This is a genomic window from Neobacillus niacini (assembly GCF_023715415.1).
In the GTDB taxonomy this organism is placed as follows: Bacteria; Bacillota; Bacilli; order Bacillales; family Cytobacillaceae; genus Neobacillus; species Neobacillus niacini_C.
Window position 1 is genome coordinate 26,741 of sequence record NZ_JAMBOB010000015.1, and the last position, 23,568, is coordinate 50,308.

General features: G+C 39.3%; 15 protein-coding genes. All 15 read right to left on the reverse strand.

What is annotated here, in order from left to right; translation table 11 throughout:
• Positions 1–23: 23 nt before the first annotated feature.
• The 15 genes from M3189_RS23955 to M3189_RS24025 all read right to left on the reverse strand — a co-directional run bounded on the left by M3189_RS23955 (position 24) and on the right by M3189_RS24025 (position 23,432).
• A complete protein-coding gene (locus M3189_RS23955) occupies positions 24–1,475 on the reverse strand; it encodes a sucrose-specific PTS transporter subunit IIBC (RefSeq protein WP_251638862.1) in 1,452 nt (483 codons plus the stop codon).
• A 180-nt stretch (positions 1,476–1,655) separates the two neighbouring features.
• Positions 1,656–2,651 carry a LacI family DNA-binding transcriptional regulator gene (locus M3189_RS23960; RefSeq protein ID WP_251638864.1) on the reverse strand — a complete coding sequence of 332 codons (996 nt, stop codon included), beginning with the start codon at positions 2,649–2,651 and terminating at the stop codon, positions 1,656–1,658.
• An 88-nt stretch (positions 2,652–2,739) separates the two neighbouring features.
• Positions 2,740–3,306 (reverse strand): Uma2 family endonuclease, encoded by a 567-nt coding sequence (locus tag M3189_RS23965; protein WP_251638866.1) that lies wholly within the window; start codon positions 3,304–3,306, stop codon positions 2,740–2,742.
• 503 nt (positions 3,307–3,809) lie between these two features.
• Complete coding sequence (locus M3189_RS23970; RefSeq protein WP_251638868.1) at positions 3,810–4,496, reverse strand: glycosyltransferase; 687 nt, start codon at positions 4,494–4,496, stop codon at positions 3,810–3,812.
• Between the two features lie 15 nt (positions 4,497–4,511).
• On the reverse strand, positions 4,512–6,053 hold the full coding sequence (locus tag M3189_RS23975) for a glycosyltransferase (RefSeq protein ID WP_251638870.1): 1,542 nt from the start codon (positions 6,051–6,053) through the stop codon (positions 4,512–4,514).
• A gap of 160 nt (positions 6,054–6,213) precedes the next feature.
• The gene (locus M3189_RS23980) at positions 6,214–6,495 is read right to left on the reverse strand and encodes a hypothetical protein (protein ID WP_251638872.1); all 282 of its coding nucleotides are present in this window, start codon (positions 6,493–6,495) and stop codon (positions 6,214–6,216) included.
• A 387-nt stretch (positions 6,496–6,882) separates the two neighbouring features.
• Positions 6,883–9,825 (reverse strand): carbohydrate binding domain-containing protein, encoded by a 2,943-nt coding sequence (locus tag M3189_RS23985; RefSeq protein ID WP_251638874.1) that lies wholly within the window; start codon positions 9,823–9,825, stop codon positions 6,883–6,885.
• Between the two features lie 131 nt (positions 9,826–9,956).
• Positions 9,957–11,294, reverse strand: coding sequence for a glycoside hydrolase family 30 protein (locus tag M3189_RS23990; RefSeq protein WP_251638876.1), 1,338 nt, complete (start codon positions 11,292–11,294; stop codon positions 9,957–9,959).
• Between the two features lie 20 nt (positions 11,295–11,314).
• Complete coding sequence (locus M3189_RS23995) at positions 11,315–14,497, reverse strand: cellobiose phosphorylase (protein ID WP_251638878.1); 3,183 nt, start codon at positions 14,495–14,497, stop codon at positions 11,315–11,317.
• Between the two features lie 32 nt (positions 14,498–14,529).
• Positions 14,530–15,864 carry a GH1 family beta-glucosidase gene (locus tag M3189_RS24000; protein WP_251638880.1) on the reverse strand — a complete coding sequence of 445 codons (1,335 nt, stop codon included), beginning with the start codon at positions 15,862–15,864 and terminating at the stop codon, positions 14,530–14,532.
• Positions 15,865–16,183: 319 nt separating this feature from the next.
• Entirely contained in the window at positions 16,184–17,692 is a 1,509-nt protein-coding gene (locus tag M3189_RS27240) for a response regulator (RefSeq protein WP_251638882.1), read from the reverse strand.
• Complete coding sequence (locus M3189_RS24010) at positions 17,685–19,550, reverse strand: sensor histidine kinase (protein WP_251638884.1); 1,866 nt, start codon at positions 19,548–19,550, stop codon at positions 17,685–17,687. Before M3189_RS24010 ends, M3189_RS27240 begins: the two co-directional genes overlap by 8 nt.
• Positions 19,551–19,751: 201 nt before the next feature.
• Positions 19,752–21,407, reverse strand: a complete 1,656-nt coding sequence (locus tag M3189_RS24015) for an extracellular solute-binding protein (RefSeq protein WP_251638886.1) — start codon at positions 21,405–21,407, stop codon at positions 19,752–19,754.
• A 212-nt stretch (positions 21,408–21,619) separates the two neighbouring features.
• Positions 21,620–22,519, reverse strand: a complete 900-nt coding sequence (locus M3189_RS24020; protein ID WP_251638888.1) for a carbohydrate ABC transporter permease — start codon at positions 22,517–22,519, stop codon at positions 21,620–21,622.
• Between the two features lie 13 nt (positions 22,520–22,532).
• Positions 22,533–23,432: an ABC transporter permease gene (locus M3189_RS24025; RefSeq protein WP_251638939.1), complete on the reverse strand. Its 900-nt coding sequence runs from the start codon at positions 23,430–23,432 to the stop codon at positions 22,533–22,535.
• Positions 23,433–23,568 lie beyond the last annotated feature (136 nt).

Genomic DNA, 23,568 nt, shown 5'->3' on the forward strand with positions numbered 1-23,568 from the left:
GGGATTCTCCTTTTCATTTTTTGTTATGCAGCTGCTTGATCAGTAGTTTGTTTCACTGCTTTTTTTTCGTCTCTTTTCGCTAAAACAATCGTAACGATAAATGCTACGGCAAATGCGATGGCCATACCGATAATATAAGAAATAATGGTATCTGGGCGAATCGAGATAATTCCTGGTATACCTGCAGCCCCTAGTGCAGTCGCTTTTACCTTGAACAACGTAACAAAGCCAGATCCAACGGCAGAGCCAATAATGGCACCGATAAATGGATAGCGTAATTTCAAATTAACCCCAAACATCGCTGGTTCTGTAATCCCTAGTAAGGCTGAAATCCCCGCCGCGGAAGCCGTTCCTTTGATCTTGGCATTTTTCGTTGTTTTTAGCACCGCAAGAGTCGCTCCTCCTTGTGCAATGTTTGACATTGCCGCAATGACGAAGATAAATGATCCACCTGTTTTCACAACATCGGCAAGCAATTGTGTTTCCACCGCAATAAAGCTATGGTGCATTCCTGTAATAACAATTGGTGCATACAATAATCCGAAAATAATACCGCCAATCACACCTGTTGAGTCATATAGCCAGACGATTCCATCTGTTAAAAGATTACCAGCTGAGCGTGTCAGCGGCCCTACCAAAGTAAACGTTAAAATTCCGGTAATAAAGATAGACAATAACGGTGTTAATAGATTGTCTAAGGCAGATGGAACAACCTTACGTAAGGATGTTTCGATTTTTGCAAGAATAAAAGACGCGGCAAGTACAGGGAGTACGGTTCCTTGATAACCTACCTTTTCTATTTCTAGACCAAAAAGATTCCAAAATGGGACTTCATTATTCAGTACTGCTGCACCGTAACCGTACCCATTTAATAGGTCAGGATGAACCATTAACATTCCAAGCGTAGCCCCAAGGAAAGGATTTCCACCAAACCGTTTCGTTGCTGAAAAACCAATTAGTATAGGTAAAAAGACAAAGGCAGCATTTGCAAAAGTATTAATAAGTGCCGCTAAATCTGCCATTTCTGGATTGGCATCCACTAAGGATTTTCCTTCAATAAATAAGTCTGGAGCAGTTAAGACATTGTTTATCCCCATTAATAAACCGCCAGCAACAATCGCTGGAATAATCGGAACGAAAATGTCTGACAGCATTTTGACAAATTGCTGAATCGGATTTAGTTTCTTCGTCGCTACGTCTTTTACATCACTTGTTGACATTTCTGTTTGACCTGACATCTCCGCCAAGTACCTATAGACCTCGTTCACTGTTCCAGATCCTAAGATAATTTGAAACTGACCTCCTGTTGAAAAGGTTCCTTTCACGACATCCATGTTGTCCAACGCTGCTTGGTTAACGGCTGATTCATCCTGTAAAACAAGACGTAGGCGTGTGGCACAGTGTGCTGCAGCCGAAAGGTTTTCCTTACCGCCAATGGCATCCAATACTTCCCGAGCAATTTTTTGATGATCCATCCTAATCCCTCTCTTTTCATTTAATTTTCGGAACCGGTTCCATTTGAGATCAAAAAAATAAAAACACCCCATAAAAGGAACCGGTTCCAATGTTTACTAAAAAAATATTTAAGAGAAGCCAAATCCATTTGTTACCAAGTGGATAGGTTCTCTTAATTGGAACCGGTTTCGTTGTCTTTATTATAGAGGACGGTTCAAGAGATTGTCAACGCTTTCTCGCTCAATAATTTCAAATTTAGAAACGGTAACTTTTTCCACAGAGCGTTCATTGACTAGCTCTATAATATGTCTTGCAGCACTTTCCCCCGCTTCTTTGTAAAAAAACTTTGCTGTCGTTATGCCTGGATGAATAATTCCTGTCACATCATAGCCTCCAAAACCTGTAACGGCTAGGTCCTGCGGTATGGTAATTCCCTCTGAATATGATGCCTTCAAGACCCCAAGTGCAATATTATCGGTTGCACAAACAAAGATGGCTGGCCGAAATTCATGGATGATTTCTTTTGCACTAGTTTGCGCAGCTGGAATGTTGAATAATGTCTCATAAAAGCGAACATCACAATCGTCTACTTCTTGTATCGCCTTTTTAAACCCCTGCTTACGTTTTACGCCTACTGAAATATCCCGCTCCGTTACACCTAGATAGGCAATCTTCCTATACCCCTTTTCTAGTACATACCGCCCCATCGCATAACCGGCATGAAAATCATCATGAATTAGACTATGAAAGTCCTCATGCTCTTGTCCAATTAACAGTACTGGAACCTTAACACTTTCGAATGCCTCGATATGCTGATCTGTGATTTCAGTAGCAAGTAAAATAATCCCCGCCATCTTTTGATTGGCGAAGCTATAAATGCTTTCAATCTCTCGTTCAAGATTCTGACTTGTATTGGAAATAAGCATCTGATAATTCATTTTCTTTAATTGTTCATCGATGCCAATTAACGTTTGTGAAGCAGCATAGGAATCGAGCCGCGGGACAATTGTGCCTATAATATTCGTTTTCTTCGCTTTCAAACTCTGTGCAAATGGATTGGGAGAATATCCCGTTTCAGTAATTGCCTGTTCAATTTTCTTCTTCGTCGCTTCCCCAACCGAGCCGCCATTTAAATACCGTGAAACCGTACTTTTGGCCACACCTGCAAGCTTAGCAATGTCTAAAATTGTACTCATTGTCCTCAACCTCATAACATTTCAATATTAATACCGTTATAGTATAAAAAAACCGTGAGCATGTGAAGCCTGCCGCGCGACTCTACGGTTAATTCTTAAAAACATCCTCTAAATCAACTCGAAAACCTTCAAACAATCTAGATGTAGCATCGCCTTTGTTTTTTTGCATATCATGTTGTTCATACATATTTTCATCATTGAGAGCATATACCGTTACAGCGTTCAACATTGGATTAACAATCCAATACTCTTTAACACCATAATTCATATAGAGATTTAACTTTGTAATCAGGTCATGTGACTGATTGGAGGGGCTTAAGATTTCAACGATTAGGCTTGGAACACCAACATATCTAGCATCTGTAAAACCACTTTTATCACATATGATGCTGATATCTGGGATGACAATTTTGGTTCCCTTCACCTTTTCATCTTTTAATTCAATATCATATGGCGCATGAAATAACTCGCATGGTTTACCTTCAATAAAATCCCCAAATTTGTTCTCAAGCTTTCTGGATATACGTTGATGTTTTGTCGATGGTGATGGTGACATATAAACAAATCCATCAATATATTCTAGTAACACATCAGAGTTTTCACGGATTTGAAAATACTCATCAACTGACATGGAATCAGTACGATATTGATTCATTTCACCTATCCCCTTTTCTCTAAAATGACTAATTCTATTTTAGCACGTTTTGTTTACCGCTACTTACTTTCAACCGTATAGCTTCCCTCCATTCAATAGATTCCCACCATTTTTACTAGATCCTCTTTTCGACAATACTCTTCCTACCATGGAGGAAGAAACGCAGGTTTGACAGCAATTAAAGCAATTCTAATCAATCGTTTGGTTAAAACCAAATCAACTAATTAAACGTTTATTAAATACCGCCTTAGCCCTTTTAAAAAACGCAATATTGGCTGTTTTCATGAGAATTAATTGTCGTAAAAAAATTGTAATTGTTAGAAACCAACTTAAAAACTGACAATAGAAACTAACGAAATACACTTTTTAACAAATAGAAACAAATTTAATACTAACTAATCGTTTGATTGGAAGTGCAGTAAATCCTTTTGAACCAACCTTTTCCTCTTTTTCTTGAAAAATTTTCTGTCGAAGAAAACTCAGCTGCATATAAAAACAATTCTTTATAGATTTATCTTTGAAATAATTGATTGGAAGTCGTCCATATTCGTAACCAATTTGCCCCAGCTCATTAATTCCTCATCAGAAACCTTCCAAGTATGGTTTTCTGTATCGTGGCGAATCACTACAAAATCATTACGATCAAGTGCATAAACTTTATGACCACATTGTTTAGCTTGATCAATAAAAAAGTAGTCCTCTGCCCGATTTAATTTTTCGAATTGTACATCTTTAAATATTTCCTTCTTAAAAACTAAGGTTGCCCCTGCAACAGTATCTGTAATACAATTCTCTGGTCCTTGTACATAGATCAATGCATTTTTCCGTTTAAAGTAGATATAATAAGCGCTCTTCCCTACAATTGAACCTAAATTCTGTTTCAAGGGCCTCGTGGCACCAGCCAAATAGTTGGGTCCATAAAAATCATCGTCATCAAACTTTGCAATAATATCATAATTAGATTTTATGATACCAAAATTCAAACAATCTCCTAGTGTAGCTTTTTCATGAAGTTGATATACTCTAACATTAGGGTAAGTCTTTCCTTTTTCGACCCATTTATCAATATTCATTGAATCTTTATTTAAAATAATAATTAGTTCCTTGTTATCCAAGGTTTGCCGTGAGTAATTTTCAAACACATTGTCCATAAAATTCTCTCTCATCGTGCAAGTAATGACTGAAACCATCTCTTTTCACCCCCATCATGAGTTTATAATTTTGTTCAAAAACGTAGTTAAAGCAGGGTAATTTTTTAGCTTCTCCAGCGCTTTGATGTCTTTTTCAAGCTCCTTTTTTTGGGTTTTTCCAAACCCACACGCCCCTAAAACATTGAAATGCCTAATATCAACTCTCAATAGCAAGGCGATAGCTTCAAGGATTGATATAAATTTTGTTTGAAATGATGGAAATGTTCCACTTTTGACAAGCTGATTATATTCCTGCACCATTTTGTTCATGGTTAATAAATCTGTCATTCGAGCAAGCTCTAATCCTAGTATTAGTACTTCAACGTCAGGATGCTTGGTAATAAATAGATTATAATTTTCAATTGCCTCTTTCCATTTACTTTCTCCAATAGGATGGTCTTGGTGATAAGTGACCAAATTATCCTTGACAAAAAACTTTGCTCCCTTTTTATATAAACGGTATCCTAACTCCCAATCTTCATATCCATATTTAATAAAATCCTCATCAAACATCCCGGAATTATTAATTAACTCTCTAGTAAATGAAACATTTCCTGTTAAGAATGCCATCCATGGAAACTGGAATCCTTTTAACTCTTCTCCAAAATTTTGAGTGATTACATTAAACCATCCATTTGTCTTAACGGTTAAATCTTTATAAGATTGATTGGATATATCTGTTTTATTTAGTAGTGGGTATGGTGAATGAATAGACTGTGGATAATTTTTTAATACCTTTGAAACTGTTGGATTATTTTTCGTGTTTAACGTTGTAAGTGTAGTCTTGCTCGTTTCGGGGAAAATACAGGATAAAATATTTTTAGAGTGCATTACACCTGATAAAATTGCATTTTGATTTGACTGGTGGAAATCATAATGATTTTTAACAAAATCAGGTTCACTGATCATTTCCGCGTCTAAAAAGATTAGGATTTTTCCTCTGGAGGATTGGATTCCTAAATTCCGTACCTTTGCTCTGCCTAAATTCTGCATATTTCTAATGTATTTAAAATGATAGGGAGGTTTGTAGTTTTTTAGTTGCTTTTCTGTTTCGTCTGTTGAGGCATCATCAATGAAGATTACTTCCATTTTTGAGAGAGGGAAAGTTTGGTTTTCAAGAGCATAGAGCGAAAATAAATTAAGAGGGTACCTATTATAAGACGGGATAATAATACTTACCTCAATATTTTGTTCGTTGTTTAATGAACGGCTAGTGTCTTTTTGTTTCCCGTCTGATGAATTTATGGTATCTTCATAGCTTTTGTCTACTGAATGGCCATCGTCTTTGCGCTTCTTTTCTTTTTGTTTCTTGTCTGATGAACGGCTAGTATCTTTTTGTTTCTTGTCCGATGAACGGCTAGCCCCTTTTTGTTTCTTGTCTGATGAACTTCTAGTGTCTTTTTGTTTCTTGTCTAATGAACGGCTAGCGTCTTTTTGTTCCTTAGGCATTGGTATTGGTTCTTCGAAGGAGTTTTGTTTCATGGGTTCACCGGAATATTTATGCTTGTTGGGTTCTCTAAAAGGTTCACCCATAAATCTTTGTTTTCTCCGTGACAAGTTATCACCTCTTTCATAATAATATCTACTTATGCTTGTCCTGTTGATGTCCCTTATAATTTATGAGAAGTATTCCTCTCTTGACTAGACTTGTACATTTTTTTAAAACATGAAAAAGATTAATACTATAATTACTGTATTTGGTCTATTTTTCAAAAGGTTACATCGATCTTTTTTTTGAATTACAACAGTATCTTTTCTTCTTATTACGCTTGTGTCTGTTACATTTGCATACATGGTTCTTGACAAGGTCACTCATTTTCATGTTTGGTACATCATTATCCAACGCATTAACGCCATCAAAACTCGTTTGTCTTTGACCAGTCGATTCTAAATCATTTTCGAACTCATTAACACCATCAAAACTCGTATGTCTCTGATCTGCTGATTCTAAATCATTATCGAACTCATTGACACCAAAACTCGTATGTCTTTGACCCATTTAAACACTCTCCTTGTCCATTTCACTCTCTAAACAGTGTATTCTCAGAGATTAGATTGGATTAGGCAAATTACCAAAGAATAAAACTCTTGTAGAAGGAAAAAAAGAAGCTTCCCACAAGTTCATCGAACTCATGAGTAGCCTCCGTTAATTTCTTCAATGTTGGCAAAATGTTAGAAAGCAAACTACTCTCATCTTACCAACAAATCCTTATCTATCAAGGATTCGAGGGGCAGATTACATCATGCCGCCCGTAAGATGAGAGTGTGTAATATCTTTAACATGGTGTGCGTCAAGTGCTGTTTATCAAGGTCTTCAGGCATCTGAAGTGTAATGATGGATGGAAAAAGAGGCAGAATATAAAAGCTGTTCTGCCCCCTTGAAAACTTAATTTTGTTTTATGCTGATATTATCAAGGTAAATATTTGTTGCTGCATTGCCTTCTAAAATATTACCAAGCTCAAATACCATTTTTCCATTATCATAAGTTTCTTCGTTCATGACAAAAGTAAAGCTGTACCGGGTCATTTCTGTCGTTAAATTAATTGTTTTCATTGGCATATAGCTGACGAACCAGGGGTCAACTGTAAGCTCTTTTCCTATATTGACATTCATTTTCCTTGGCATGTCTGCTCTTGCATCAAACTCAACTGTATAGCTGCTGCCATTTTCAAAAAGCAATCCCTTCTGATAAATTTGCGGAGAATAAGAAGCATTTCCAATATTAGATATAGCTACCTTCAATTCTCCATTCTCAGCAGTCACTGTTCCTTCACCATAACCGCTCCACTGATCTCCCCACCATGAGGACCAACTGGTTGTTCCATCTGAAATTGTTCCATTGTCAATTCCAGGGGTGGAAACGGGCTCCTGCTGGGCTGGTGCGTCCTTTACTTTCAACACCACATCATCCATGAATACATCATGACTGCCGATTGGCGACAAACCATTTTTACCTAGAAGCACCTTAAAGGAAGCAATGTCATCGACAGGCATGTTAAACTCATATGTGTATAGCTGCATTTGATCACTAAGTGCTATCGCCTCACTGAAAAATCTTGTGTACTGAGCGTTTTCAATCGTAATCTCAGCCTCTCTCTCCTTGGTAGAGCGAGCCGCAAACGAGAGCTCATAGGTTACTCCCTTAGAAAGGCTTAAATTCGCCTGTTCCAAAAGGACACTCCATGTTTCATTGCCTTCATTGCCGATTGCCACTTTTATTTCGCCATTTTCCGCCATTATTTGGGCACTGGCATCATAATGTACATAATTTCCCCATGATGACAAACCGTGAGTGAAATCACCATTTTTTAAAGGGTACAAATCTGTGTTTCCATAATCCGGAATGTCAGAGGTTTTAAGAAGGACTACATCATCTAAATAAACATCGCCAGTTCCTGCTCCAAGATTAAAGACAATTTGAGCTTGCGAATCAGAAATTTCTTCTCCCATCGTAAATTCGAATGTCTTCTCTTCCATGCTAGAGGTAATCTCGACTGTTTGCATTCCAGAATAATCCACTGAACCATCCTTATTCAAAATGCCCGCCTGAATCGTTCTCGCCTCGTCGGCTCTTGCTTTAAATGTAGCTTTATAGTCATTTCCTTTAACAAGGTAGATTCCTTTTTGGTTCATCTGGACGTCTTTGGGCTCAGCGCCTCCATCTTCGATCTCCACATGGAGTTCTCGAGTCTGTTCAGAAACAGATGCCGTGGCAACTGCATCATTGACTGAGAAATTCCAAAACATCAGCCGATCCAGGCCGCCCTGGTCAAACGTTCCATTATAAACATGATTCCCATTTGCGAGCGGTTGCTTTGCTGCACCTTCGTCTACAGGAGCTCCAGTGATGTCCTCGACTTTTACATTGCCGATCCAGACTGGGGTTGTCCCGTTCCCGCCAAGATTGAATTCGAGCCTTGACTCAATATCCGTGTCGTTTAACATATCAAAGGTGAATTCATAGGATTGAAGCTCGCCAGTCAGGTTAAACATCTCTTCATTCGAATATTTCACCCAGCCTCGTGAAGCTCCGGCACCAACCTTGACCATGATATTCCTTGGTGCTGTTGTTTTAGCATCAAAACTGACCTTATACTTCCCGCCATTACCAAGAGAAATGTTCTGGATCATTTGCAGGGAATAAAGCTGAGAACCGGGATTGGTAATATCTGTTCTAGCAAAATTTGTGCCATTGATGTCTTCCACAGATAGACTGCCTCCACCGCCAAACTCCGGTAAATGGACAAAGTTCCAATACATAGGATTTAGCTCTTCACCAGGCTGTTCCACATCAGTAATTGTCTCTTGATAATTTTGATCATAAATCAGGTTTCCGTCTTCCAGCGGCTGTTTAGCATCAGAAGGCAATACCACCGGTCCCGCTGCTGGCTCAACAGCCCCGCGGTAGTCACGTTTTTTCAGGTCGTATACCCTGACATAATCTATTTCCATTTGACTTGGGAATTTCGTCGTTTCATCTGGATTCCCGTCAAACCATCCGCCAACGGCAAGGTTCATGACCAAATAGAATTCCTGGTCAAAAGGGGCCGGATAGGTGTAGTTTGCTGCATTATCCTTTCCTTTTGAATACCATTTATTCTGAGTTTGATAGAGTTCTCCATCGACATACCAGCGCAGCTCCCCAGGCTCCCACTCCAGGGCGTATGTATGCCAGCTGTCGATTCCCCTTTTCTCAGGAAGCATAAACTCTTTGCCGGTATGCTTGTTATTTGGCCAGCCTTCGCCATAATGGATTGTCCCTGCCACTGTATTCGGTCTGCTTCCCCATGCCTCCATTATGTCGATCTCGCCTGAAGCCGCCCAGGAACCATATTTATCTTCTTCAGGAAGCATCCAGATTGCTGGCCAAAGCCCCTTTCCAACAGGCAGTTTTGCCTTAATTTCATAGCGGCCGTATTTTTTGCTGAACAGGCCCTTTGTCTTCAGTTTTGCGGAAGTATATTCATAGGATCCGAACTGATCAGTAACCTGTTCTTTTTTCGCTTTTATCACAAGTTTTCCATCGTCAATAAAAGCGTTTTCATTAGAATCCGTATAATACTCTTTCTCGTTGTTCCCCCAGCCTGAAGTGATTCCATTACCATCCTCATCCACAATCCAGTTCCCAATATCATAGGTCCATTTGCTGCGGTCGATTTTGGAACCACTGAACTCATCCGACCAAACAAGCGACCACTCAGATTTATTCTGCTTGTTTTTTAGATTTTCTGCTGCAAGTTCATTGGCCGACTGGCCCTTAGAAGCCGCAAAACCAGCCCCAGGTATGACTATCATAGCACTTAATAAAATGGTCAGAGTCTTCTTCATTCCATTTCCTCCTTCATTATTTTTACAAGAGATCAAACCAGATTTTTCTTAGGAAAAACCACCCCCTTTCATTAAAACTCTTAAAGTAAAACTCTTTTTGTTATGACCAGGAGGTGGAAAATCTTAACTTTCTAGTTTTTAATAATGAAAGTGGTAATCGAGTGTTCTGGCAATTCAGCTCTGGCATTCTTTCCACCGACCGAAATCGTGAACGACTCTTGCTTGTCTTCAACATTCATGACGACTGCGACAATGGAACCATCTACATTCCGGAAGGAAACTGCCTTCAAAAATTCGTGATTCAGTTCATGTCCGATTCTCACTGCATTAGGCTTGATGTATTTGCTGAAATGACCAATATAGTAATACGAGCTGTTGTAGTGGACTTCACCAGTTTTAGTGTCAGCAATCACTGGTGCGTCACAAAAATTGCCTACATGGTTCGGTCCGCCCTGTTCGTTGAGGACAATATTCCAGTCAATCCAGCCTTCGAGCCAATTATTGATATCGCCCATTATGTTCCTTGCATACCTTTCCCCTGTATGCCAGGCACCCAGCTGGACACCACCTTCAATACATCCTTCAGTAAAAATCAGGTGCTTCTCGGGGAAGTCTTCATGAATTTTGCTCAAGTTCTCAAATTCTTCCGATACGTACCAGTGAAGGCCAGTGCCCCAGATATATTTTGAAGCCTCGCTGTCTGACAAAATCGTCTTTGCCCGTTCATAAACAATATCCCGGTTGTGGTCCCAGATGATGATTTTCTTCTCCACAAGACCTTCCTTTTCCATAACAGGCCCTAAATAATTTTTAACGAAGTTGCGTTCTTCTTCCGCTGTATATCTGCACGAATCCCAAACCTGCGTTGCTTCAGGTTCATTTTGGACGGTAATCCCCCAAATTGGCACTCCTTCTGATTCCATGGCTTTAATATATTTGGTGTAGTACAAAGCCCATGTTTCATAGAAATCTGGCTTCAGTTTCCCGCCATTGTTCATCTCATTATTTGTCTTCATCCAAGCAGGAGGGCTCCAGGGAGAGGACAAGATAGTTAGGTCCTCTCCCCTTGCTTTCACAGCATCCTTGATGAGCGGCAAGACGTATTTCTGCTCCCGCTTAATCGAAAACGTTTTTAATTCAACATCATTTTCATCAACATAGGTATAGTTCTCCAAGGCAAAATCACAGCTGTGTATGTGAGTCCTTCCAAGGCTATACCCTAAACCTATCTCTTTGTTAAAATAGCTATCTATTACTTTGAGACGCTCCTCTTCTGAAATTTGCGCAAGTGTGTATGCAGCAGCCTCCGTAAATGCTCCGCCAAATCCCATAAATGTTTGATACTTCTTTTCTGGCACAAGCATCAGCACTGGAGTTTGTTCATTTGCTGCATTTGTTAGCGAGACATTCTCCTTCTCCGCAAAGCGTTCTCCGGTATTTTTCGCTGTCTGGATTACTTTTAATTCCACGTATCAGCACCTCTGTTCTATTAATCTAGATAAACATCCATTCTTTCTACTTTTCCATCTCTGACCGATTTGGAGTAGGATTCTTGCAGTTGATGGCTATTAATTTCTATCCCTTCACCGTCCATGTGGAGAACATATTTCACTGTCTTTACACCATCGTTTCCAAAGGTATTTCTCCTTGATGGATTGTGGTAGGTTACTTCTGTCTTGCCCAGCAATGTAAACTGCACCTTACCACTTGAATCAAATAGCCATGACGGTAAAATTGGCTGCAGGCTAAATGTCAATTCTTCTTTTTTCACTCCAAAAAGCTGTTTGCCCATCATCATCAATTGCCAGATGCTTAGAAATTCTGCTGTTGTTCCACTCAGCCTTGCTACAAAGCCCTGACCATGCAGGCTCTGGTCCGGATTTACACTGCTGGCGATGAATGATGAATTTTCAAGTACACTTCTTCCGTAAACTTCCGGATCCATAAATGGCGGCATCGCAAAGTTGATATCTTCAAAAAACTCCTCGTACAGGCCAGACTTCAGGACGCTAAGCAGGTATTTGAATTCCATATGCATAAATATGGATTCGCGTTCAAGCCATCCAGGCGTGAATGCTCTGGCACGACCAATTTCAAAGGATTGATTTTCCAATGACCCAGACGTTTTATACATTTTCAGTTTTGTGTCGTAAATATCAGAATTCCTTACATGCTGATAAACGGACTGGGCTGATTGCACTTCTGCGCTCTTCATTCCCCTTGCAGGACCTTCAAGGAAATGCGGAAGCATAAATACTTTAAATGAATGGATCTTGACGAGCGGAAGCCCCTTCTTATTTAGCCTTTCCATCCCATCATTACCTGTGATTTTCTCCCAGTTTTTAGCCTCAAAATAGAAATACGTTGGCACCAAACCATTACCAATAAAAGTTGCTTTAGCAATTCCCGCTTCTGTTTTCTTTTGCATGAGATTCGCAAAAGCAGTAAGGTTATTAAGCTCAATTGTCTTTTCTGCTTCACTGAATCCGTTCTTCACTGATTCACGATATTTTTCACGAGCTGTCGATACTTGGTCCCAATAGCTATAATCATCTAACTCGCCATTTTCGAATTGAATCAGACTTCCATGAACAACGTTCACCAACTCAACTACTTCAACAGGCAGGTCCACCTCACGCTTCCCTTCTTCATCAGAACGAATGACAAATTCAAGGAGGCGCTTTAGCTCAAGTGTCTCGCTCATAGCTGATCCAAACAATCCAGGAATTCCATTCATGGAATCATTCCATCCCGGCTTGTTCGCTTCCATCTCTACTCCCATTCCAAATGGATCCAAAGTGGAGAATTTAAGAAGAGCCAGCGAAAAGAGCTTGCTGTAAAGATTTGATGTGTAAAAATCTCCATCTGCCTTCATTACCCAGTTGGAGCCTGCTTGATGACCCAATTCAGTGATTGCATCATATTGGCGAACCTTGCCATCTGTCAGGACATATTTTTCCGAACGAGGATTCACAAATACAGGACTGTAAAAGTATTTATAAGTAGAATCATCAAATAAAAGCTGCCTTTTCATTTCTGGATAGACCTTCAAATAATTTTCAATCAGATCCAGATTATAGGTCCAATGGTCCATCCAGTAGCCTTCTCCAAACTCCGCTTCGATGTTTTGTTTGCTCCTGGTAAGGACATTTTTCAAGAAATTCGGAAGTGACAGTGTCAGCTCAATGCCGGTGTCTGAAATTGTCTGGAGTAAATCCCCTGGTGTATAGGTAGTTCCCTCAAGCTTTTTCTTAACCATGTCAGCATCCTTCTGATCAGTCACCAGTTCTTCAATCCATGCCCAGTCGGATTGGTCCGTTATTTCGAAGCTTGCTCCCTTTACAACAAGAGGGTTATATCCATCCGCTTGGATGAGGCTCATAAACAATTTGATATTGTAGTCACCTGTTTCAGGATGGAAAAACACATCATTCCTGCGGTTTTGGTTTACGTCACGGTAGTTCCCGTTGCCTTGCGAAAAAAACTCAGGTGCGAGCGAGAAAAAATTATAGTCCCTTTCCAGATCTCCGTGCTTACGGGAGAAAACATAATATATAAAAGGTGTTTCCTCTGTTTCCAATGGAATTGGATAACCCCCCCTAAGCACATTGTCGAGATAGCTCTGGTTAACATATGCGTCGAATAGAGGTGAAGCCGTTTTTGTTTGTACGTCCTTCGTAATATCCGTAACAAGGTTCTGTGCTTCCTCATATTTTCTTTCCAAATATCCGCTTTCCGTGATTTGAGCAGCCTTTTCATTCATTATCTCAATGTTCTTCACATGTCCGACAAGCGTATGGAAAGTGATTTTTTCTCCTTGTCCCAGCGATTTCCCCTGGCCGGAAAATCCACAAGGGACTTTATTGGAGGTAACTGGCATAGCATTTGATAACTCTTGAATTGTTCTGCTTTCAAACTCATCCGGGAAAGAAAATGAACGGTTCGATCCAAAGATTAGATCCGCATCCACAATCGGTTTGATCAATTGACCTTTATCATCAAAACTTAAATAAAAATGTCCTTTCGAGACTTCTTGCACCTCCGCCGAATCATTCGTAGACGAGCGGACTCTGTAGTACGGGATGCCGTTTTCAAGATTAAACACATCCATCCAGCTTTTCAGCGTATTTCCAACCGCTTTATAAGCCGCATCATCGACGCCATATGGGATGATGGCTGGAAGTCCATCAAGCACCTCAAGTTCAATTGATTCTTTAGATAGATTCTCTATTTCAACCTTCCTTACCAATGCACCAAAGTTCTCATTCGGCAGGGTGAAATACGTAATCAGCGTTTTCACTCCATATCGATGGTTAATCTCCTCAATTTTCAGTTCGTTTTCTTTTATATACATGTTTCTCGAGCGGTCCTTTTTACTTCCATAAGAAGAGAACGGTTCAATAATTGTGTTTCCATCCAATTTTATAAAAGTGCGGAAGCCATTCGCCGATACACGCTGGTATGCCTGGTTTGCCGGGTAAAACTCTGTTATCGCATGATTTTTATCCTGAACGCCGAAGCTGACCATCGCCTGGCCTCGGTTTACGTAAAAAGCCCAGATTGGTATACCATATAAGCCTGCTAATCCCGGCAGGAAGCTCGAAAAAGTTTTTGCCTGATCGAAATCTTCAATTACAAAATATTGATTATCATCAAATCGGTATTTTTTCATCATTTCTCACTCCGAAGGTATTGGATTTGGATTTAAATTGAACGGTTTCTGATAATTTCGGCATAACGATAACCGCTGTCCTTAAGGATTCTTTCCTGTGTTTCAAAATCAACATACGTAATACCAAAACGTTTTTCGTAGCCAAATGCCCATTCAAAATTATCTAACAAAGACCACAAGTAATAGCCGGCAATATCCATGCCCTCTTCATTAAGCTCGGCAACTGCCTGAATATGTTGTTCAACGTATTCCTGCCTGTCTGGATCATGGACAGTGTTTGACTCCGAAACGTGATCGTCGAATGCCGCACCATTTTCAGTGATAAAGATTGGCAGATTGGTATATTCTTTGCGGAGACGGCGAATCAGCTCTTTGAACTCAACCGGTGAAATATCCCAGCCCATGCCTGTCTTGGGGTAATTGGAAAACGCATTTTTGAACAGAAAATCTGAAGCACTATTGAACTCAACATAGCCGCGGCTGTAAAAATTGATTCCGAAGAAATCACAATCGACCGATATCTTCTCCAAATCCCCTTCATAGATAAAGTCATAGGAATGGACGTATTTGGAGAACAGATTCATCATGTCGACAGGGTAAGAACCCTTGAGCACTGGATCGAGGAACCAGCGATTAGAGTAGCCGTCTGCATTATTGGCAGCCAGCAGATCATTGGCAGAATTGCTTGCTGGGTACATCGGCGATAGATTCAGCGTAATCCCAATCGGTGTTGCAGACACGAATTTTTCTTTTAACAGAGATACCGCTTCACCATGGGACAGCAGAATATGGTGGACTGTCTTCAGCGCTTCCTCCATATTCGTATGTCCGGGTGCATGGATTCCTTGATGATAACCGAGAAAACCAGCGCACCAGGGTTCATTATGGGTAATCCACATATCTACATGTTCATCAAGTTCCTCAAAGCATTTTTCTGCATACTCCATGAACCAATCCACAGACTCTCTGTTTGTCCATCCCCCTTGTTCATGAGCCCACATTGGCAGATCCCAATGGTAGAGCGTAACAGCAGGCTTGATTCCATTTTCATTCAAAAGGAAGATTAATTTTTTATAAAAATTCATTCCAGCCTCGTTATATTGTCCCTGTTCTGGATAGATTCTTGGCCAGGCAATGGAAAAGCGGTATGAGTCGACACCAAGTGTCTTTAATATCTCGATATCCTTCTCGTATAAATGGTAATGGTCACAGGCGATATCGCCATGATCCATATTGAGAACTTTTCCAGGTGTGCGGGAAAATACATCCCATATAGAAAGGCTTCTGCCATCTTCCTTAAATGCTCCTTCAATCTGATAGGAAGATGTTGCTGTGCCGAATATAAAATCCTTGGAAAATTTGTTCATCTACTGTTCACCTCTGATGTAATTAATCTTACCTCTTGTAAACTTTGATATTTACAACTGTCATACGCTGCGACATCTATTGAAAGCGTCATCAATCCTTTGTTCAGTTCGGTCTTATTTGTTGGCTTCATCTGCACTACTCCCTTCATTAAATATCGGACATAGCTTTTCTCAATTCCTATTCTACCTTTGCCAGCAGTACATCTTGAGGCAGATAATTTTGTTTAGGGTGTCAATATTTTAGAACGTTACTATTTAGTTGATTTTCTCTTCCAAACATTCCCTCAAAATAAAAAAAAGAGAGCTCAAGCGGCTCTCCTCATCCATTCTTTTCCCGATATTCTTTTGGTGAAATTCCTTCGACTTCCCGGAACACTCTGGCAAACTGTTTTGGGTTCTTGTAGCCAACCATCTCACTGATTTCAAGTATCTTGAAATCAGTCTCCTTTAACAGCTTTTTTGCGCTTTCTACTCTAACCATTTTTAAATAATCAACGAAGTTCTTGCCGATATACTCCTTGAACATATGGCTGAAATAGGAATAATTCAATGAAATATAGTTGGCAACTACGGCTAAATTCAAATCCTTATGATAATTTTCCCTTATATACGCAATTGCCCGGTCCATATACTTTTGCTCAGAATACACGGATTTCAACTGTTTATTATATTCATGGATTCTCATCAGCAAGTCTTCAAGGGCATGGAAATACTCATGAAAATTATCAAAGTTATAAATATCGTCCATTTTATTCAAGAGTTCGAAAGTAGCTATAGATTCTTCCCCCAGGCGTTTAAAAAATCCCTTGAAAATTGTTTCATTGATTTCCTTGTTTAAATTCTCAAGATAGCTGATACTACTATTCGTAATCACATCAAAATCCATAACCTGCTTCAGGTTCACTTTCATTTCGTTTTCCCGTTCAGTTCCAAGCATATTGGAAATCTTGTTGATCAAATCAACCGGGAGAGAGGAGACATCCGGTTTTCCCTTAACTTTTTCATATAAAATAATCGGCCTCCGTGGATAAAGGAAATGATACTTTAGGGCAGTCACTGCCTGCTCATAAGCTTTTTTCAATTCCCTAATGTCTTGTTCCTTTTCACTTATCCCTATAGTGAATACCAGGTGCTTGTCCATGCCAAGCTGTTCTTTCAATAGAGAAAAAGTTACAATGTCTGCTGAAATGATTGTCACTCGGCCATCTTTATCAAGAAATGGAATGCAATCTTTGCTTGAATGGATTAACTGATTAATCTTGGCAAGAAAATCAATCCCTTCTACTTCTCCATCCGACTCAATAATTCCAACATGATATCCATCAGGATAAGATTCGATTTTCATTTTCTTATAAAGCTCTTCCACCACTTCTTTTTGGATGTTGGGATTAAGCAAGATGTAGTTCAGTTGGCTGGCACGGTACTCATCCATGTGCTGGTAGGTCATTTTTTGGCTATTTTCCAGTTCTTCTATGATCATATTCAGTGTTTTGTATAACTCCATTCGGTTGACAGGCTTTAAAAGGTAATCCTTTACCCTATGTTTGATTGCTTCCTTGGCATAAGTAAAATCATCATACCCGCTAAGAATCACCAACGATGTTTGTATTTCTTTTTGTTGGAGCTCCTTAATTAATTGAATGCCATCTAACCCGGGCATTTTAATATCAGTAATGACTATATCAGGTTTATATTCGAGTATTCTTTCAAGAGCATCCTGTCCATCTGAAGCAAGTAAAGTTTCAAAATCTGGGTATTTTCGTCTGATCATTGCCTGAACACCTAGACGAATGTTTTTCTCATCATCAGCTATAAGGACTTTATACACTTTGGCTGCCCCCTTTCATAATTTTGCAAGGCATTTTTATCGTCACCATCGTGAATTCGCCTTCCACACTTGTAATAAAAACCCCATATTCCTTACCATAGTAAAGCTGAATTCTTTCATTCACGTTGTGGATTCCAATCCCGCTTCCACTTTTTGATACAGGGCGATGATTTTCCTGCCCGGATTGGATTGATTGATTGAGTAGTTCACACTGTTTATCAGTCATTCCTGTTCCATTATCTGTTATTTCAATAATAATGACATGGTTCTGGGCAAACCGTGCACTTACCCGCAACATCCCCTTGCCTTTTTGTTGATTAGGAATAATCCCATGTTTAATCGCATTTTCAATAATTGGCTGCAGAGACATTTTTAATACTTCCTGATCAAGCAGTTCATTTGGAACATCAATCTCCATAGTAAGCATCCCATCCAGACGAAGGTTCATTATATCAACATAGTTCCTTATATAATTCAATTCTTTTTCAAGAACAACAAAGTCATTTTTCCACTTTAAGTTATAGCGCATCATTTCCCCAAGGGAGGTAATTGCATCCGAAATTGCGAATTCCCCTTCAATCTCTGCCATCATTTTAATGTTTTCCAATGTGTTGTATAGGAAATGAGAATCAATTTGGGTTTTCAAAGCCTTTAATTCTGTTTCTTTAGCAACAGCCTGCTTATTGACGGCGTCGGCAATCAACCCGTTCATTTTCCCGAGGAGGCTTTTAAAATGAAATGCCAGTTCTGAAATCTCATCCTGTCCGTTAACCTCCACATCAATGGAAAAGTCGCCCCCTTCTACTCGCTTCATTGAATCCTTAAGTTTGTACATTTTTTTCAAAAGCAACAAAACCAATACATAGGTAACAAATGAGAGAATAATAACCAGAAAAATAATCCCGATAAAAATGACATTTCTTGTATTGGCAGTTTCGGCATAAAGGCCTTCAAGCGAAATAACATTCAACAGGTGGGCTTCCATATCATCAATATAGGCAGTGATGACTAAATAAGGAGTATCGTTGTTTTCAAATTGAAAACTGGCGGTCCCCTCTTGTTTTGACTTACTGAATTTAAGCTTTAAATCTTCAGGGTCAATTCCTTCATCTTCTAAAAAGGTATGTTGGAAGTTCCTTATCATGTTGTTATCCTTATCGATGACCACATAGACTGAATCAGGATCCTGCATCGTCCCAAACATCTTTGGAAAGAAGTTTTTCATGAACATATTTATTTCAATTATGCCCAAATGTTCATTCTTTGGGTAATCCAGCTCCCGTAATAAAGAAATTTTTGCGGTGTTTTGCGATGGAAGTCTTTTAAGGACATCCTCGGTCTGCTGGTCGAACCACCAAACCTCCATTCCATTCCTGTTGATGACCTCATCTCTCCAAGGCTTTTGCATGATTCGATCCTCTCTAAAGAGAATCGGCCACATCTCGGTTATATACGGGTTGGTTGTATACAGACGGATATTTTCAATCGCAGGGTTATTGGCCTGCAGCCTGGTTACATTCGAAAGTTCGTTCATCTTAAAATCGATTAACTGATTAATATTTGCTTCATTTCGGCTTTTAACGAAGTCAATGAATTCAATATCTGAAACCACCATTTGAGCCGTCCGCCTCATCGTTTCAATATTGTTTTTTATGTGGATTTTTTCGATTTCAAGAGCATTTTCACTTTTGATGCTAATTTCATTAATCGCCCTATCATACACGTTGCTGGAATATATAGAGATAAAAATGATAATAGGAATTATGATTATAAGGATATATAAGGCAATAAGCTTTTGTTGCAGGGAAAGTCGATCTAACCAAGTTGCCGTTTGTTTAATTTTTTTTTGAAAATCCATCTGTCTCACATCCATCTTTTGTCCACATAAAAAAATTATAAATTATTTACAATATTAGTATTGTGGGAAAGTGTTTCAATTTATTGAAGTTTCTTCATACCCGTATTGAAAAAATAACTTAATACTGTCTAAAAGCATGAATAGACTGCCCCTTTCAGAAATTTTATTCTAAAAGGAACAGTCTTTCCACGATTATTTTATTTATTGTGCTGCTTCAAGTTTCTTTTTGTTCTTTTCATATACTTCTTGCTGGTACTTATCAACTTTTTCATATCCAAAAGAATCACGTTTCTTCAGGAATTCGTCAAAGATTTTTTCAAATTCATTATCAGATTTAGCCAGCAGAAGCTTAGGAAGCGTTTTGCCCCATTCCTGTGCGATTTTGCTTGCGGCTACACCTTCTGCAGTAGTTCCAGTCGGGCTAATACCATCAAATTCGGCATAGCTGACTGTCTTTCCTTTTGTCCAGTCTTCCATTTGTTTGAATGGTTCTGATGCAGGTGGTGCCCATGCAAGGCTCATATTTGTATCCATTAGCATCCAGTATTTGAACGAAGCACCAAACTTCTGGTCAAATGCTGCACGGTCCTTATTCAGTAAATCCAGTACTTCTGGCTTGAATTCAGGCTTGCCATTTACCATATCATACGTTTCTCCATCTTTACCCATATAAAGGTCCATTTGCCCTTCTTCACTGATTAGGTAAGTCAGGAATTGAATTGCTCTTTCCTTATCTTTTACATCTTTAGAAATCAAAGTCACAGTCCAGCCTGAGATGCTGTCACCAGCCAAAGCAGGAGCATCTCCTTTTGAGTTAGCAGGTCCATCTACAGCAATGTATACGGAATTTGGATCTTTTGCATACAATGCGTGCTGTTGTGCTGCAAGGTCACTGCGCTGGTAAAGCATTGCGAAGTATCTGCCCTGTGCAATCTTTTCTTCCATTTGTGGACGCTTATCAATAAAGATATCTTTTGCAAGAAGGCCTCTTTCGTTTGCTTCTCTTAAAGTTTTTAACCATGCAAGATATTCAGGATCCTGACTGCGGTCATATACCTTTCCGTCTTTTTCCATTGGAATAGCAAGGAAGTTTTGCAAATAGCCTTCAAGGGATGTATTTCCTACATCAGAAAATTCATTCAATCCGAATGGAATCAGTGGCGCACCGTTGACTTCCGGAAACTTTTTCTTCACATCTTCAAGAGCCTTTAAGAACCCTTCAGGAGTACTCATATCCGGACTGCCGATTGCATCATACATATCCTTTCTCACAAGGAATGTCTGGTTGGATGGCTTTAGGTCTTTATATTTGTCGAAATCCTTTGGAGAAGATGAGGCATTTGGATAACCGTAAGTGTTACCATCATCCTGCTTATACCATTCAATCTTTGCTCCATCTGCTACTCTATAGAAATACGGATCATATTGATCTGCAAGTTCATTCAACGGAAGAACAAGCTCGCCTTCAATCATCTTCTTAACAGCATCTTCCCACCAGCCGATTGTAATGAAATCAGGAAGCTTGCCAGAAGCAATCATCGTGTTCATTTTCTCCGCTTCATTTCCTGCTGGAGAAATAAAATTGACAGAGACACCGGTTTTATCCGTTACATATTTTGAAACAACATCATCTCCCCATTTATGTGCGAACCAGGAAAAGTTCACATACCAGTCAAAAGTAATTGGTTCCTTGTTAGACTGCCAGCCAGGAGCATCGGCTGTTGCCTTTGGTTTATCTGTGTCCTTTTCATCGGAAGCGTTTTCATTCGTCTTGCTGGAACAGCCAGAAAACAATGCCAATACTAATGATAGAACAAGCAGTAATGAAAAGCCTTTGGTTAAGAATTTCCTCCTCATTATTTGACCCTCTCTCTTTTTGTTTTTTTGGCCATATTATTCAATGTACACTGCTTTAAAAATTGGGGAAAGACTTTTTTGGCTAATTGCAAGCCTTTCCCAAAAATAAAGGGTTTATCCTTCATGAATAAAGCAGTACTCACTTAATAACGAAGCCGTGTATTATTTAAATTTCTTCATTGAAGAAAAATTTAAATCTATTTTCAAAAAAATCAACCTTTTACTGATCCAATTAGCATTCCTTTTACAAAGTACTTTTGCAGAAATGGGTACACCAACATAATCGGAAGAGTCGTTACAACCATCGTTGCAAGTTTAATAGACTGAGATGTTACCGTCTTCGTAGCAATCGATCCAGCTGCATTCGTCATCATCTGGTTCGAACTTGACTCGGCAACAACCTTATATAAATAAGTTTGGATTGGCTGCAAGTCTGGGTTGTTTACAAAGATGACTCCGGCAAAATAGTCATTCCACTGATAAACTCCCTGGAACAAGGCAATTGTTGCGATAACCGGCATTGAGAGCGGGATGATTACCTTAATAAAAATCATAAAGTCGTTAGCTCCATCTATCTTTGCTGCTTCCTCAAGAGAATTTGGCAGCTCCCTAAAGAATGAAACAAAGATGATTAGATGGAAGAAGTTAAACATTGTTGGAATGATATATACCATGAAGTTATCAAATAAACCAAGATCCCTGATTAACAGGAAGTAAGGAATCAATCCGCCGCTGAAAAACATGGTGATAACACCAACCAGCATATAGAAGTTCCTTCCATAAAGATCTCTTCTTGAAATCGCATAAGCAACCATTGCGGTGAAGAATACATGGGTAATAGTTCCGAAAACTGTTTTGGCAATGGTCACCCCGAAGGATGTTACGATTCCGGGAGTACTAAAAACAGCTTTGTAATTTTCTATTGAGAATTCCCTTGGCCACCAGTAGATTCCGCCTTTCATGGCATCGACCCCATCGTTGAGGGAATTCACTATAACATACCAAATCGGGTAGATTGTTATGGCACAGATAAAGAGCATGATGAGAATGTTAATGTTGTCAAATATGTATTCACTTGTTGTCCGCCGGTTCCTTTTTAATAGCTTAAACACAACATCACCCCCCTTAGAATAAAGATGTTCCATTCAGTTTCTTCGTTATCTTATTAGCAGACAGGAGCAGGATAAAGGCAATGACAGCTTTCAGCAAGCCTACCGCTGTTGCGTATGAGTATCGGGCATTCTGCAGGCCCAACTGGTAAACATAAATATCAATTACATTACTAGCGCTTTCATTTAAAGAGTTGCGCAAGATCAAGATTTGATCGAAGTTTGAGTTCAAGACACCACTTACAGCAAGAATAAACAAAATAGTAATCGTCGGGCGAATCGATGGCAATGTGACATGCCACATCTTCTGGAAACGACTTGCTCCGTCAATCGTCGATGACTCGTATAATTCCGGTGATACTCCAGCAATGGCTGCGAGATAAATGATTGCTGACCAGCCAAGCTCTTTCCATATATCAGAGAGAATGACAATCGCCCAGAAATTATCAGGTTCTGCAAGGAAATTCGTGCGTTCACTGATTAAACCCAATCCTAGCAAAATCTCATTTATGACACCTACGTCCGCAAGCCAAGTAGTTAAAATACCTCCCATTACCACCCATGAAATAAAATGAGGCAAGTACGAAATTGTTTGAACCGCTTTCTTAAGCTTCATTGAAGTAAGTTCATTCAGCATAAGTGCAAAAATGATTGGTAGCGGGAACCCGATAAATAATTTAATTAAACTGATTCCAAGAGTATTTTTAAGGACAATCCAAAAATTTTCATCCTGCAAAAATTCCTTAAACTGCATTAATCCTACCCAGGGTGCTTCTGAAATCGTCTTGATGATGCTGTATTCCTTGAAAGCGATAACCAACCCATACATTGGGATATAGTTGAAAATGAACATCCACACTACACCTAGAAGAGCCATCACCTGCAAATATTTTTGAGTAGAAATTTTCCTCATCATTTTTTTGTATTTCTCTTTTTTCGTGTCTTTTTCAATATTGATACCACTGCCCTGTTGTTCGATTCCTTGTTGAATTTTGACTACCATTTCTTCACCACCTTAGTTACTTTTGTCTTTCCTATATCTTTATATTAGA

Excerpts from the sequence above, each read along its gene's own strand:
- M3189_RS23960 (WP_251638864.1), bottom strand. The coding sequence starts at position 2,651 with ATGAGTACAATTTTAGACATTGCTAAGCTTGCAGGTGTGGCCAAAAGT.
- M3189_RS24025 (WP_251638939.1), bottom strand. The coding sequence starts at position 23,432 with ATGATGAGGAAAATTTCTACTCAAAAATATTTGCAGGTGATGGCTCTT.
- M3189_RS23995 (WP_251638878.1), bottom strand. The coding sequence starts at position 14,497 with ATGAAAAAATACCGATTTGATGATAATCAATATTTTGTAATTGAAGAT.
- M3189_RS23970 (WP_251638868.1), bottom strand. The coding sequence starts at position 4,496 with ATGGTTTCAGTCATTACTTGCACGATGAGAGAGAATTTTATGGACAAT.
- M3189_RS24000 (WP_251638880.1), bottom strand. The coding sequence starts at position 15,864 with ATGAACAAATTTTCCAAGGATTTTATATTCGGCACAGCAACATCTTCC.
- M3189_RS23985 (WP_251638874.1), bottom strand. The coding sequence starts at position 9,825 with ATGAAGAAGACTCTGACCATTTTATTAAGTGCTATGATAGTCATACCT.
- M3189_RS24010 (WP_251638884.1), bottom strand. The coding sequence starts at position 19,550 with ATGGATTTTCAAAAAAAAATTAAACAAACGGCAACTTGGTTAGATCGA.
- M3189_RS23965 (WP_251638866.1), bottom strand. The coding sequence starts at position 3,306 with ATGAATCAATATCGTACTGATTCCATGTCAGTTGATGAGTATTTTCAA.
- M3189_RS23980 (WP_251638872.1), bottom strand. The coding sequence starts at position 6,495 with ATGGGTCAAAGACATACGAGTTTTGGTGTCAATGAGTTCGATAATGAT.
- M3189_RS23955 (WP_251638862.1), bottom strand. The coding sequence starts at position 1,475 with ATGGATCATCAAAAAATTGCTCGGGAAGTATTGGATGCCATTGGCGGT.
- M3189_RS24015 (WP_251638886.1), bottom strand. The coding sequence starts at position 21,407 with ATGAGGAGGAAATTCTTAACCAAAGGCTTTTCATTACTGCTTGTTCTA.